Raw genomic sequence first — 12,751 nt, 5'->3', positions numbered from 1 at the left:
AGGGCACGTGCCGCGGATCAATGCACCGACAGTCGGTGAACACCGAGCCGCGCAGAAACGTGCCCTCCTCGACGCCGCCCGGGAGGTGCTCGCCGAGGGCGCGACCGAGATCCCGTCGTTCGGGGAGGTCGCCGCCCGCGCCGGGCTCGCCCGGTCGAGCATGTACCAGTACTTCAAGTCCCGTCAGCACCTGCTCGACGCACTGATCGAGGATGCTTTCCCGCGCTGGTCGGCCCGCGTCGCCGCATCCATGGCCGAAGCCGCCGACCCCGCGGAGCGCGTCCTGGCGTACATCGACGCCAACCTGAACCTCGTCGCCGAGGGCGAGCACGCCATCGCGACCGCACTCGCGCAGATCGCGCCCGGCCCGGAACTCGACGCCAAGAGCCGCGCGATGCACGAGGACCTCTACACGCCGCTGTCCGACGCGCTCACCGAGCTGGGAGTGCAGGACGCCGCGGCCATGTCCGAGTTGATCAACGCGGTGCTGCACGCCGCGACCCGGCAGGTCGAGCGGGGGGAGGACGTCGAGCACGTGCGACGGACCGCCGCCGACCTCGTCCGACCCTTCGTGACGGAGCTCGCCGGGCCCGTCGGCTGACCGCCGGACGCCGCCGCGAGCCTATGACTCGCTCCACATCGGCGGTTCCACGTGAAACGTTCGACAGCGCCGGTCGAGTGCGCCGGCCCGACGCTGGGAACAACACCCACTAATCTGTTGTTGACCTGACCGACTCCGCGAGCTGCGCCGCACCGGCGAATTCGTGTGAGCAGCAGCGAACGACAGCAGCGCAGGACAGCTTCAGAAGGACAGGAAGGCCCGAATGACTACTCCGACCACGGTCCGTGATCTCATCATCGTCGGCTCGGGACCGGCCGGATACACCGCCGGTGTCTACGCCGCCCGCGCGGAACTCGAGCCCCTCCTGTTCGAGGGCACCCAGTTCGGCGGCTCGCTGATGACCACCACCGAGGTGGAGAACTTCCCGGGCTTCCGCGAGGGCATCATGGGCCCGGACCTGATGGACGAGATGCGCGAGCAGGCCAAGCGCTTCGGTGCCGACATCCGCACCGAGGACGTCGAGGAGATCGAGCTGTCCGGCCCGGTCAAGACGGTCGTCGCGAACGGCGAGACCTACTACGCCCGCGCCGTCATCCTCGCGATGGGCGCCGCCGCCCGCTACCTCGGCATCCCCGGTGAGGAGAAGCTCCTCGGCCGCGGTGTGAGCGCCTGCGCGACGTGCGACGGCTTCTTCTTCCGCGACCAGGACATCGTCGTGGTCGGTGGCGGTGACTCCGCGATGGAGGAGGCCACCTTCCTGACCAAGTTCGCCCGCAGCGTCACCCTCGTGCACCGCCGCGAGGAGTTCCGTGCCTCCCGGATCATGCTCGAGCGCGCCAAGGCGAACGAGAAGATCCGCTTCGTCACCAACGCCGAGCCGGTCGAGGTCCTGGGCGAGAACAGCGTCACCGGCCTGGCGATCCGCGACACCGTCACCGGCGAGCAGTCCACGCTCGACGTGACCGGCATGTTCGTCGCGATCGGCCACGACCCGCGCAGCGAGCTCGTCAAGGGCCAGGTCGACCTCGACGAGGCCGGCTACGTGCAGGTGCAGTCGCCGACCACCGCCACCTCCGCGGAGGGCGTCTTCGCCGCCGGCGACCTGGTGGACCACACCTACCGCCAGGCCATCACCGCCGCAGGCACCGGCTGCTCCGCGGCGATCGACGCCGAGCGCTGGCTGGCCGAGCAGGGCGACGTCCCCGGCAACACCCTCGCGGCCGCGGGCGAGCCCGTCGCCGTCGACGCCTGATCCGCTCCACCCTCAACCCGATCCGGACCAGATCCCAGGAGGATCCCGTGGCGAACACCATCACCATCAGCGACGACTCGTTCAAGCAGGATGTCCTCGAATCCGACAAGCCGGTGCTCGTCGACTTCTGGGCCACCTGGTGCGGACCGTGCAAGATGGTCGCGCCGGTGCTCGAGGAGATCGCCGGTGAGCACGCCGACAAGCTCACCGTCGCGAAGCTGGACATCGACCAGAACCCGAGTGCGGCCGGTGAATTCAAGGTGATGTCGATCCCGACGATGATCCTGTTCCAGGGCGGCCAGCCGATCAAGACCATCGTCGGGGCGAAGGGCAAGGCGGCGCTCCTCAAGGATCTCGCCGAGGTGCTCTGACCCCTCCGCGCCCTGTCCGGTAAGTCCGGAATCCGGCCACAGTGTGACCTGACTGCCACCACAGCCTTGTCACACTGTGGCCTAGTGGATTGTCGATGCGACGGGGCCGTCTGAGAGAATCGATCGACGTCCGCTACGAAAGGCCCGCGAGCATGCAGCTACTCCGTCACGGCGACCACGGCCCCGCCGTCGCCGAGATCCGGGGTACTTTGACCGGCCTGGGATTCCTCCACAACGGTGTGGCGGAGACGCACCGCGAGACCGTCAACGGCTCGCACTGGGTGGCCCCCGACGCCGTGTTCGACCACCACCTCGATTCCGCGGTCCGCGCGTTCCAGCAGCAGCGCGGCCTGCTCGTCGACGGCATCGTCGGCCCGGCGACGTACCGCTCCCTCAAGGAGGCGTCGTACCGGCTCGGTGCCCGCACCCTCATCTACCAGCTGTCCGCCCCGCTGTACGGCGACGACGTCGCGCACCTGCAGACCCGCCTGCAGGACCTGGGCTTCTACATCGGGCGCGTCGACGGCTATTTCGGCCCGCAGACGCACGAGGCGCTGAGCTCGTTCCAGCGCGAGATCGGCATCGCCGCGGACGGCATCTGCGGCCCGGCGACGCTGCGGTCGCTGGAGTTGCTCGGCACCCGCGTCTCGGGCGGTTCGCCGCACGCGATCAGCGAGGAGGAGCTGGTCCGCAGGTCGGGTCCGCAACTGAGCGGTAAGCGGATCGTGATCGATCCGGGCCTCGGCGGCCCGGACAGCGGCCTGATCGTGCGGACCCCGAACGGGCCGATGAGCGAGGCCGAGATCCTGTGGGACCTCGCGAGCCGGCTCGAGGGGCGGATGGCGGCGACGGGCATGGAGACCTTCCTGTCGCGTCCACATCACGCCAACCCGAGCGAGGCCGAGCGTGCCGAGACGTCCAACGGGTTCGACGCCGACCTCATGATCTCGCTGCGGTGCGACAGCCACGCGAGCCCCGCCGCGAGCGGTGTGGCGAGCTTCCACTTCGGCAACTCGCACGGTTCCACGTCGATGATCGGGCAGATCCTCACGGGCTTCATCCAGCGCGAGATCGTTGCGCGAACTCCGTTGCGGGACTGCAGAACTCATGGTCGTACCTGGGATCTGTTGCGGCTCACCAAGATGCCGACGGTGCAGGTCGACATCGGTTATCTGACAAGCGATTCCGACGTCGCCGTGCTCACCGATCCGCGTCTGCGCGACACGATCGCCGAGGCGATCCTCATCGCGGTCAAGCGGCTGTACCTGCTGGGCCAGGACGACGCGCCCACCGGGACGTTCACGTTCGCCGAACTGCTCGCCGAGGAACTGGCGGACGCCGAGCGCGGCCGCTGACGTCGCGCCACAGGCGACGGGACGGGGCCCGTAGAGGGTCCTAGCAGACCGCTACGGGGCTTCGTTCGCCGATGTCGACCATCGACAGGGCCGCGGACTCCAGGAGCCGATCCAGGGCCGCCTCGACGTCCGCCTTCCACAGGTGGTCGCGGTCGAGTTCGAGTCGCAGGCGCGGGAACCGGTGATGGGGTGCGACCACCTCGAATCCGACGTCCTCGAGGAAGTCGGCGCTGATCATGCACTCCTGCGGGGAGCATTCGCGGGCCGCGGTGGCCGACGGGACGCCGCTCACCGCGCGGTCCGCGTCGGCGCGGATGCCGAAGGCCTCGAGCGCCCGCACGCCGCGGCGCACCAGATCGGCGACGGCGGCCTGGATCAGGGTCGCGCCCAGTCCGTACTCGTCGCCGATGGGTTCCAGTCGCATCGTCGTGAGCAGGACGGCGTCGGCACTGACGGGGGAGGTGGGGAACAGGTCGGCGCGCGGCACCATGCTCGGCGGGGCGTACAGAGCGCAGCCGGCGGGTTTGTCGTCGACGAGGGCCACCTGGCCGCAGGAACCCCATTCGAGCATGACCATCGACAGCCATGCTTCCTTCTCGAACTCGGGGTCGTAGAAGTCGCGCGAGGTACGGACGGCGGCCGGATCCATCTCCCAGAAGACGCATCGCCGGGCGTGGGAGGACAGCTTGTCGAGACCGTCCAGAGTGAGTGACGTGACGCTAGTCGACACCGTGTACGCCAGCCTCCATGCCCCCAGCCTCCATGACCACTCGGGGAGTCACACCCGCCTCGACGGAACTATCCCCTCCAGAATAGGGGATAGTTCCGTCCTCAGCGCGGCAGCGCATTTTGCCGCCGAACGGGTAGGAGGGGCAATCGCTTTCGGATGCCGGTGCGGAACCGGACCCCTCCAGCCACACCCGTAACGTCACTGTGACGTATCGGTCAGTTGTCCGACTGCTTCTCCATCATCGTCACGATGCGCTCCAGGTCGTCGACCGACCCGAACTCCACGACGATCTTGCCCTTACGCTTGCCGAGGCTCACCGTCACCCGGGTGTCGAACGAGTTCGACAGGCGTTCCGCGACGTCCTGCAGACCCGGCATCTGGATCGGCTTCCGCTTCACCGGTGGGGTAGGGGAGGGGCCCTCGCGGTTGGCGAGCATGACCGCTTCCTCGGTCGCCCGGACCGACATGCCCTCCGCCACGATGCGGGCGGCGAGGACCTCCTGGGCGTCCGCGCCGGCCTCGAGGGACAGCAGGGCGCGTGCGTGTCCGGCCGACAGCACGCCGGCCGCCACCCGGCGCTGCACCGGAATCGGGAGCTTGAGCAGACGGATCATGTTCGTCACGACAGGGCGGGAGCGTCCGATCCGCGCGGCCAGTTCCTCGTGGGTGACCTCGAACTCCTCGAGCAGCTGCTGATACGCGGCCGCCTCTTCGAGCGGGTTGAGCTGGACGCGGTGGATGTTCTCCAGCAGCGCGTCGCGCAGCATCGACTCGTCGGCGGTCTCGCGGACGATCGCCGGGATCGTCTCGAGCCCGGCGATCTGGCTGGCGCGCCAGCGACGCTCACCCATGACGAGCTGGTACTGATCGGGGCCGACCCGGCGGACCACGATCGGCTGCATCAGTCCGAACTCGCGGATCGAGTGGACGAGTTCGCCCAGAGCCTCCTCGTCGAAGACGGAGCGGGGCTGCTTGGGATTCGGCTCGATCAGCTGCGGCGCGATCTCGTGGTACACCGCCCCGGCGGGGGAGAGGGGTTCCTCGTCGATGCGGACCGGCGGCGCCGGGGTCGGGGCGGTCGCGACGACCTCGGCGGCGTCCTTCGCCGGCTGCTTCGCGGACTCCGCGGTGTCCTTCGCGGTCTTGCTCGCGGCCGACTTCGCGGCCGTCTTCCGCGGGGCCTTGGGCGCCGGCTTGGCCGGAGCGGCGGCCACCGTCTCGTCGCCGTCGACCGGGGTGGCCGTCGGAGCGGAGGTGCCGATGATGACATCCGCGGCCGCGTTCCCCAGCCCCGGTCCGCCGTTCGCAGGCCCGGTCGGGATCAGTGCCGCGAGCCCACGACCGAGTCCGCCCTTACGTGTCTGCGCCATCTCTACTGCTCCTGCGTCGTGGTGGACATGCCGCGTGCCGCGAGTTCCCGGCCGGCATCGAGATAGCTCATCGCGCCCCTCGATCCGGGGTCGTAGTCGAGGACGGTCATCCCGTAGCCGGGCGCCTCCGACACCTTCACCGAGCGCGGGATCACCGCGCGCAGGACCGCGTCGCCGAAGTGCTTGCGCACCTCCTCGGCCACCTGGTCGGCGAGCTTGGTACGCGCGTCGTACATCGTCAGCAGGACGGTGGAGACGTGCAGCTCCGGGTTCAGGTGGGCCTGCACCAGCTCGATGTTGCGCAGCAGCTGCCCGACGCCCTCGAGTGCGTAGTACTCGCACTGGATCGGGATCAGCACCTCCCTCGCCGCGACCATCGCGTTGACGGTGAGCAGTCCCAGAGACGGCGGGCAGTCGATCAGGATGAAGTCGGCGTCGAGGTCGGAGAGGGCCGCCGGGGAGAGCGCGTTCTTGAGTCGGTTCTCGCGCGCGACCATCGACACGAGTTCGATCTCGGCGCCGGCGAGATCGATCGTGGCGGGGATGCAGTAGAGACGCTCGTTGTGCGGGCTCTGCTGAATCGCTTCCTTCGCGGTCACCTCGCCGAGGAGCAGTTCGTAGCTCGACGGCGTCCCCGACGTGTGCGGGATGCCGAGCGCGGTGCTCGCGTTGCCCTGTGGATCGAGGTCGACGACCAACACCGTGAGCCCCTGGATCGCGAGCGCCGACGCCAGATTCACCGTCGACGTCGTCTTGCCGACGCCGCCCTTCTGGTTGGCGATCGTGAACACCCGCCGCTGCGGCGGCTTCGGCAGCGTCACCGAGCCGGGGTGGAGCACCTGACTCGCGCGCTGCGCCGCCGCGCCGATCGGGGTGTCCGCGAGGGAGATTCCCGCGTAGGGGGAGGAGTGGGCAAAGTCCTGATCTCGACTGCCGTCCGTCGAGTCCGGCGGGGTGGCAGCTTCACGTGAAACCGCCTCCCGTGAAACCGTTTCACGTGAAACGGCGGATTCAGCTCCTGCCGACATCTACTGCTCCTTCACTTGATGACCACTCATGACGCAATTCTCAACCCTCGAGCCCTCGAAAGCCCGTAACTCAGCGGTGCCGGCGACCGTGTTGGGCAACACGCTCCGCGCTCACCACGATCGTCGGCACCGGCAGTGCATCGTCACCGCACTCGACGACCTCCAGCTTGCCAGCCCCCAACCGCGCAAGGGAAGCGCGATCCCGGGAAACCTCCTCCGCCGCACTCGAACCCTTCAACGCGAGCATCCGACCGCCGACACGCACCAACGGCAGCGACCACCGCACCAGCTTCTCCAGCGGCGCCACCGCACGGGAGGTCACCACATCGGCACCCCCTACCTCCTGCACCACCCCAGACTGTTCCGCACGGCCACGCACGACCGACACGTTCGACAACCCCACCGAATCCACGAACTCCTGCAAATACACCGACCGACGAAGCAGCGGCTCCACCAACGTCACCCGCACATCCGGCCGCGCAATCGCCAACGGAATCCCCGGCAACCCAGCCCCCGACCCCACATCCACCACCGACTCACCGGCCCCCACCAACTCACCCAACACCGCGCAATTGAGCACATGCCGCACCCACAACCGCGGCACCTCCCGCGGACCGATCAGCCCCCGCACCACACCATCGGACGCCAACGACGCGTGATACGCCTCCGCCAACCCCACCCGCTCACCGAACACCCGCCCCGCCGCACCGACAACATCCCACTGCTCATCAACCAGTTCCACGTGAAACATCCTCCCCAACCCACCACCACACAACCAAGTCGGGCACCGTATTTCGTGTCACCCGTGCGACGTGGACCGGGATCGACGGGGGAGGGGAGGGGTTCGCGCGGCGGCGACGGGATGCGGGCCCGCGGGTTCCACGTGAAACACGGGCGCGATCCACGCGCGTCCGCGCACCGGCCGAACCCCTCGGATACGGACGGCCCGCGCCGATGTTCCGGCGGGCGAATCGGTACTGCCGAGTCGAGCGGCTCGACGATGCGATGTTTCACGTGAATCGTCGTCGACACCACCGGAGCTCGGTACGCCTGGGCGGGTCCTGCGCCGCCGCGGTACATCCGGATCATCGGCGAGAAGGCCCGGACGGGCGGCCGGACAGCTTCCGCGGTCGCCCGTCGGGGCGGTTCGGTCAGCGACATCGAAATTGACTGTCACAGTGACGAAACGGTCCAGGGTCCCGGCAAGGGCCTCGACGCCGAACGAATGGCCCACTCTGAACAATTCACATTTCTCGTTGCGGCACAGCATGTTTCATGTGAAACATCGGAACTCGGAATGCCGCCCCTCGGCCGCAGGCGCTCCCGTACCGTTCGGGTGAGCAAATCGAACGGGGAGGGGAACCGATGAGGCACGAACGAGGTATCGGGGCGGTTGGCGAGTCGCCGTCGGACTGATCGTCGCCTGGGTCGCGGCGGTGTTGTCGCCCACGACGGGCAACGCCGCGCCGACGTACCCCGTTCCGTACTACCTCTTCGTGCAGGACGAGTTCACGAACCCGGGCGGCTCCGCCGCGGGGTCCAACGACTGGTCGTGCCGCCCCAGCGTGGAGCATCCCAACCCCGTCGTGCTCGTGCACGGCACGGGCGCGAATCGCCTCAACATGGGGACCACGTTCGCGCCGCTGCTCGCCAACGAGGGCTACTGCGTCTTCGCGCTCACCTACGGCAACTACGCGGACCAGCCGTACCCGATCAACGCGATCGGGGGGGATGGGGTACGCGGAGGACAACGCCGCACAGGTCGGTGCTTTCGTCGACGAGGTCCTCGCGGCGACCGGGGCCGCACGGGTCGACATCCTCGGCGTCTCGCAGGGCTCGTCCCAACTACTTCGTGAAGTACCTCGGTGGCGCCGCGAAGGTCGACAAGTACGTGCCCCTGGTCCCACTCTGGAACGGGATGCTGGGGACGGGACCCAACGGTGACGGACGATGGTTGCTCGACCTGGCCCCCGACGACGCGCGCGGACTCATCCCGTTCTGCCAGGGATGCCCCCAGTTCCTGCCCGGCTCCGAGTTTCTCGCGAAGATGCATGAGGACGGGGTCTACGCACCCGAGGTGACCTACACCAACATCATGACCCGCTACGACGAGCTGATCCTGCCGTACACGAGTGGCTACGTCGAGGAGCCCAACGCGACCAACATCGTGGTTCAGGACGCGTGCCCGCAGGACTTCTCGGACCATCTCGCCCTCGCCGCGTCGCGCGTCGCGGCCGGGCACGTCCTCAACGCGCTGGATCCGGCCCACCCGCGGCCGGTGCCGTGCGTCCCGGTGCGTCCGTTCGTGGGCGGCTGACAGAATCCGGTGGGGGAGGGGAGGAGCGGAACCCCACTCGGCGTCGGGGTCAGTGCCGGCCGCGGTGACGGTGGTGTGCGACGCGTTCGGCCCGCACCACCACCGTCGGCACCGGCAACACCCCGCCACCGCACTCGACGACCTCGAGCTTCCCGGCTCCCAGTCGCGACAACGCGGCGCGATCCCGGGAAACCTCCTCCGCCGCACTCGAACCCTTCAACGCGAGCATCCGACCGCCGACACGCACCAACGGCAGCGACCACCGCACCAGCTTCTCCAGCGGCGCCACCGCACGGGAGGTCACCACATCGGCACCCCCTACCTCCTGCACCACCCCAGACTGTTCCGCACGGCCACGCACGACCGACACGTTCGACAACCCCACCGAATCCACGAACTCCTGCAAATACACCGACCGACGAAGCAGCGGCTCCACCAACGTCACCCGCACATCCGGCCGCGCAATCGCCAACGGAATCCCCGGCAACCCAGCCCCCGACCCCACATCCACCACCGACTCACCGGCCCCCACCAACTCACCCAACACCGCGCAATTGAGCACATGCCGCACCCACAACCGCGGCACCTCCCGCGGACCGATCAGCCCCCGCACCACACCATCGGACGCCAACGACGCGTGATACGCCTCCGCCAACCCCACCCGCTCACCGAACACCCGCCCCGCCGCACCGACAACATCCCACTGCTCATCAACCAGTTCCACGTGAAACATCCTCCCCAACCCACCACCACACAACAAGAGAAAGGACCGCGGGTCCCGGCCGTGCGGCCGGGACCCGCGGTCCTTGGTGTCCGGACGAACCGTTGAGTCAGTCCTTGATCACGACGACGCGGCGGTTCGGCTCCGCGCCCTCGCTCTCGCTGGAGACACCGTCGACCTTCGCGACCGCGTCGTGCACGATCTTGCGCTCGAACGGCGTCATCGGTGCGAGCTCCTCGCGCTCACCGGAGGCCAGCACGCGCTCCGCGGCGGCCTTGCCGAGGGCGCTGAGCTCGGCCCGGCGGCCGGCGCGCCAGCCCGCGACGTCGAGCATCAGGCGGCTGCGCACACCGGTGCTCTGCTGGACCGCCAGGCGCGTCAGCTCCTGCAGCGCGTCGAGCACCTCACCCTTGCGGCCGACCAGCTTCGACAGGTCCTTGCCGCCGTCGATGCTCACGACGGCGCGATCACCCTCGACGTCGAGATCGATGTCACCGTCGAAGTCCAGGACGTCGAGCAGCTGCTCGAGGTAGTCGCCGGCGATCTCGCCTTCCTCGATCAGATCGTCCTCGGTGTCGGTTTCGGTGTCGGTGTCGGTGTCCGCATTCTGAGTCTCGAGTACCACGTCCGCGCTCTCCCTGTTCGCACCGTCCTGCGCGGTGTCCTGGTCACTGGTCATCGTCGTTCTCTCTTCTCGAGGTCAGCGCCGCTTGCGCTTGTTGCTCTTGGGGCGGTTGGCCGCGGGCCGCGGCTTGGGCTTCGGACGCTGCGTGCTCGAGGCGCCGGGACTCGTACCCTCGCCGGCACCGGGCGACTCGGCGGACTCGTCGTCCGGCTCCGTCTCATCCGCGACCGACCCGGGCGCCGTGGCGGCGGACGGGGCCGCCTGTTTGCGCGTGTCCTTCTTCGGCCGCGCACCGGGCTTGGGCGCGTTGTCGGCTCGACGCTCCAACACGGCCTGCTTCTTGGCGGCCTCCTCGGCGTCGATCCTGCGGAAGACGATGTGCTGCTGCGCGTAGGTCCAGATGTTGTTCGACACCCAGTACAGGAGGATGGCGATCATCAGGAACGGACCACCGACGAGGACGCCGAGCGGGAACACCCACAGCGCGAGCTTGTTCATGATCGCGGACTGCGGGTTCGCGGCGGCGGCGGCACTCTGACGGGCGACCGATGCGCGCGAGTTGAAGTGGGTCGCGATGGAGGCGATGATCATGAGCGGGACGGCGACGGCCGCGATGTTCGCGATGGTCGGGACCGTGCCGTACGCACCGAACGACTCGAGCTGCTCCTTCGGCATCGTGATGTACGACGAGATCGGGGCACCGAACAGACGCGCGCTCAGGAACGACTGGACGTCGTCGGGGCTGAACACATAGTTCGCAGTGTTCGCGTTGTCCTCGATCGACATCCCGAGGCCGCCGTAACCGGTGCCGGTCCGGTTGAACGAGCGCAGGACATGGAACAGACCGATGAACACCGGTGCCTGCAGCAGAACCGGCAGACAGCCCATGACGGGATTGAAGCCGTGTTCCTTCTGCAGCTTCTGCATCTCCACCGCCATGCGCTGGCGGTCCTTGGCGTACTTCTTCTGCAGTGCCTTGATCTGCGGCTGCAGTTCCTGCATCTGCCGCGTCGTGCGCACCTGCTTGACGAACGGCTTGTACAGGATGGCGCGCAGCGTGAACACCAGGAACATCACGGACAACGCCCACGCGATGCCGTTGTCGGCACCGAGGAAGAAGCCGAACACCTTGTGCCAGACCCACAGGATCCCGGACACCGGATAGTAAATGAAGTCGAGCACGGCTCTAAGCACTCCTCTGTTCGTCCACGTTCACCACTCCGTGGTGCTTGGCAAGTTCTGGGCGAGCGGTGCGCGTCATTCCTGGCTCACATGGTGGATGTGCCGGCCGCGACGTTCCGGGACCGGATCCCATCCTCCAGGGTGCCAGGGCGCGCACTTGACCAACCGCACGACAGTGAGCGCCGAACCCTTGATCGCGCCATGCGTGCGCAACGCGTCGACCGCGTACTCACTGCACGTCGGCGTGAACCGGCACGTCGGCATGCGGAGCGGGGACACATAGGTTCGGTACAGCTCGATCAGAAAGATGAGGACGCGCGCGGGAAAGCGTCGCAGCGTCGTCCAGAGGCCCCCCGCGAACGACGAAGAGCGCGGACCGGATTCGGTCCGCGCCTCGTCGTGTTCGATGCTCATACCGGATTGCCTTCGCCAGCCAGCAGATCCAACTTCCTGAGGACGGATCGCAGCTGTTTGTCGAGTTCCCGGGAACTCGCGGTCGCCGATCCCGGCAACGCGCGGATCACCACATCGGTGTCGACCGGAACGGTGTCGACCAACCCGGCGCAGATATGACGAAACCGGCGAGCGACTCGATGTCGAATCACCGCCGGCCCGACAGCCTTGCTGACGACGAGCCCGAAACGGGGCCCGCCGCTACTCACCAACGAGTCCGCCGTTTCACGCCCGAGAGCGTGAACGACGAGATCTCGCCGACCCATTCGACGCCCACGACGCACCGTTTCGGAGAAATCCGAGCGTCGGCGCAGGCGATACGGCTCAGGTAACACCCCGAGCTCCCGAATTCAGGTTCGGAATCAGGCGGTGAGCTCGGCGCGGCCCTTGCGGCGACGCGCCGAAACGATTGCACGACCCGCACGGGTCCGCATACGGAGACGGAAGCCGTGAACGCGCGCGCGGCGGCGATTGTTCGGCTGGAACGTCCGCTTGCCCTTGGCCACGGTCAACACTCCTCGAAGTTAGGTGACGCCGGTCGGCGTCGGTCTGTCATTTCATCGGAAACTCGTGATCACGCGGCGGCGTCGGGAAACCGACCTCCGGCCAGCGTGCATCCTCCACCATCGGGTGACTGTTCGAGGGTACTGACAGCCTCGAGAGAGGTCAAACCGGGACCCGTCGCATGCGGCCGCGGCGACACGCCACGACCCCGAAATCCTTGCATCGACTACGGCGTTGTGCGACGCGCGCCCGTTTCGCGCCGAATCCCCGGAATCGGCGTG

General features: G+C 68.0%; 14 protein-coding genes and 1 pseudogene. 5 read left to right on the top strand and 10 right to left on the bottom strand.

Annotated features, from left to right (window positions below; genetic code table 11):
• Positions 1–7: 7 nt before the first annotated feature.
• The 4 genes from ABI214_RS14060 to ABI214_RS14045 all read left to right on the top strand — a co-directional run bounded on the left by ABI214_RS14060 (position 8) and on the right by ABI214_RS14045 (position 3,540).
• Positions 8–601, top strand: coding sequence for a TetR/AcrR family transcriptional regulator (locus ABI214_RS14060; protein WP_348603152.1), 594 nt, complete (start codon positions 8–10; stop codon positions 599–601).
• Between the two features lie 223 nt (positions 602–824).
• Positions 825–1,814, top strand: a complete 990-nt coding sequence (trxB, locus tag ABI214_RS14055) for a thioredoxin-disulfide reductase (RefSeq protein WP_348603151.1) — start codon at positions 825–827, stop codon at positions 1,812–1,814.
• 47 nt (positions 1,815–1,861) lie between these two features.
• Positions 1,862–2,185 carry a thioredoxin gene (gene trxA, locus ABI214_RS14050; protein ID WP_280763965.1) on the top strand — a complete coding sequence of 108 codons (324 nt, stop codon included), beginning with the start codon at positions 1,862–1,864 and terminating at the stop codon, positions 2,183–2,185.
• Between the two features lie 152 nt (positions 2,186–2,337).
• A complete protein-coding gene (locus ABI214_RS14045; protein ID WP_348603150.1) occupies positions 2,338–3,540 on the top strand; it encodes an N-acetylmuramoyl-L-alanine amidase in 1,203 nt (400 codons plus the stop codon).
• Between the two features lie 40 nt (positions 3,541–3,580).
• Here ABI214_RS14045 and ABI214_RS14040 read toward each other — a convergent pair whose 3' ends face one another.
• From ABI214_RS14040 to rsmG (ABI214_RS14025), 4 genes are all read right to left on the bottom strand, one after another.
• Positions 3,581–4,270, bottom strand: coding sequence for a GNAT family N-acetyltransferase (locus ABI214_RS14040; RefSeq protein WP_348603149.1), 690 nt, complete (start codon positions 4,268–4,270; stop codon positions 3,581–3,583).
• Between the two features lie 215 nt (positions 4,271–4,485).
• Positions 4,486–5,640 carry a ParB/RepB/Spo0J family partition protein gene (locus tag ABI214_RS14035; RefSeq protein ID WP_348603148.1) on the bottom strand — a complete coding sequence of 385 codons (1,155 nt, stop codon included), beginning with the start codon at positions 5,638–5,640 and terminating at the stop codon, positions 4,486–4,488.
• A 2-nt stretch (positions 5,641–5,642) separates the two neighbouring features.
• On the bottom strand, positions 5,643–6,668 hold the full coding sequence (locus ABI214_RS14030) for a ParA family protein (RefSeq protein WP_348603147.1): 1,026 nt from the start codon (positions 6,666–6,668) through the stop codon (positions 5,643–5,645).
• A gap of 70 nt (positions 6,669–6,738) precedes the next feature.
• Entirely contained in the window at positions 6,739–7,419 is a 681-nt protein-coding gene (gene rsmG / locus ABI214_RS14025; RefSeq protein WP_348603146.1) for a 16S rRNA (guanine(527)-N(7))-methyltransferase RsmG, read from the bottom strand.
• A gap of 661 nt (positions 7,420–8,080) precedes the next feature.
• Between rsmG (ABI214_RS14025) and ABI214_RS25500 the strand changes: the two are divergent.
• Positions 8,081–8,985, top strand: a pseudogene (locus tag ABI214_RS25500) (esterase/lipase family protein).
• Positions 8,986–9,034: 49 nt separating this feature from the next.
• On the opposite strand, the gene rsmG (ABI214_RS14010) reads toward ABI214_RS25500, so the two are convergent.
• The 6 genes from rsmG (ABI214_RS14010) to rpmH form a co-directional block, all read right to left on the bottom strand.
• The gene (rsmG, locus tag ABI214_RS14010; RefSeq protein ID WP_348603143.1) at positions 9,035–9,718 is read right to left on the bottom strand and encodes a 16S rRNA (guanine(527)-N(7))-methyltransferase RsmG; all 684 of its coding nucleotides are present in this window, start codon (positions 9,716–9,718) and stop codon (positions 9,035–9,037) included.
• Between the two features lie 97 nt (positions 9,719–9,815).
• The gene (locus ABI214_RS14005; RefSeq protein ID WP_348603142.1) at positions 9,816–10,385 is read right to left on the bottom strand and encodes a protein jag; all 570 of its coding nucleotides are present in this window, start codon (positions 10,383–10,385) and stop codon (positions 9,816–9,818) included.
• A 21-nt stretch (positions 10,386–10,406) separates the two neighbouring features.
• Complete coding sequence (yidC, locus tag ABI214_RS14000) at positions 10,407–11,513, bottom strand: membrane protein insertase YidC (protein ID WP_348603141.1); 1,107 nt, start codon at positions 11,511–11,513, stop codon at positions 10,407–10,409.
• A gap of 75 nt (positions 11,514–11,588) precedes the next feature.
• A complete protein-coding gene (gene yidD, locus ABI214_RS13995) occupies positions 11,589–11,927 on the bottom strand; it encodes a membrane protein insertion efficiency factor YidD (RefSeq protein ID WP_348603140.1) in 339 nt (112 codons plus the stop codon).
• On the bottom strand, positions 11,924–12,301 hold the full coding sequence (gene rnpA, locus ABI214_RS13990; protein WP_348603139.1) for a ribonuclease P protein component: 378 nt from the start codon (positions 12,299–12,301) through the stop codon (positions 11,924–11,926). Before rnpA ends, yidD begins: the two co-directional genes overlap by 4 nt.
• A gap of 27 nt (positions 12,302–12,328) precedes the next feature.
• Positions 12,329–12,472, bottom strand: a complete 144-nt coding sequence (rpmH, locus tag ABI214_RS13985; protein ID WP_005516618.1) for a 50S ribosomal protein L34 — start codon at positions 12,470–12,472, stop codon at positions 12,329–12,331.
• Positions 12,473–12,751 lie beyond the last annotated feature (279 nt).

Origin of the sequence: Prescottella soli (assembly GCF_040024445.1) — a bacterium.
Classification (GTDB): domain Bacteria; phylum Actinomycetota; class Actinomycetes; order Mycobacteriales; family Mycobacteriaceae; genus Prescottella; species Prescottella soli.
Note: the sequence above shows the minus strand (reverse complement) of the source record. Positions and strands in the feature narration are given on the sequence as shown.

Excerpts from the sequence above, each read along its gene's own strand:
- trxB (WP_348603151.1), top strand. The coding sequence starts at position 825 with ATGACTACTCCGACCACGGTCCGTGATCTCATCATCGTCGGCTCGGGA.
- ABI214_RS14045 (WP_348603150.1), top strand. The coding sequence starts at position 2,338 with ATGCAGCTACTCCGTCACGGCGACCACGGCCCCGCCGTCGCCGAGATC.
- ABI214_RS14035 (WP_348603148.1), bottom strand. The coding sequence starts at position 5,640 with ATGGCGCAGACACGTAAGGGCGGACTCGGTCGTGGGCTCGCGGCACTG.
- ABI214_RS14030 (WP_348603147.1), bottom strand. The coding sequence starts at position 6,668 with ATGTCGGCAGGAGCTGAATCCGCCGTTTCACGTGAAACGGTTTCACGG.
- rsmG (WP_348603146.1), bottom strand. The coding sequence starts at position 7,419 with ATGTTTCACGTGGAACTGGTTGATGAGCAGTGGGATGTTGTCGGTGCG.
- rsmG (WP_348603143.1), bottom strand. The coding sequence starts at position 9,718 with ATGTTTCACGTGGAACTGGTTGATGAGCAGTGGGATGTTGTCGGTGCG.
- ABI214_RS14005 (WP_348603142.1), bottom strand. The coding sequence starts at position 10,385 with ATGACCAGTGACCAGGACACCGCGCAGGACGGTGCGAACAGGGAGAGC.
- yidD (WP_348603140.1), bottom strand. The coding sequence starts at position 11,927 with ATGAGCATCGAACACGACGAGGCGCGGACCGAATCCGGTCCGCGCTCT.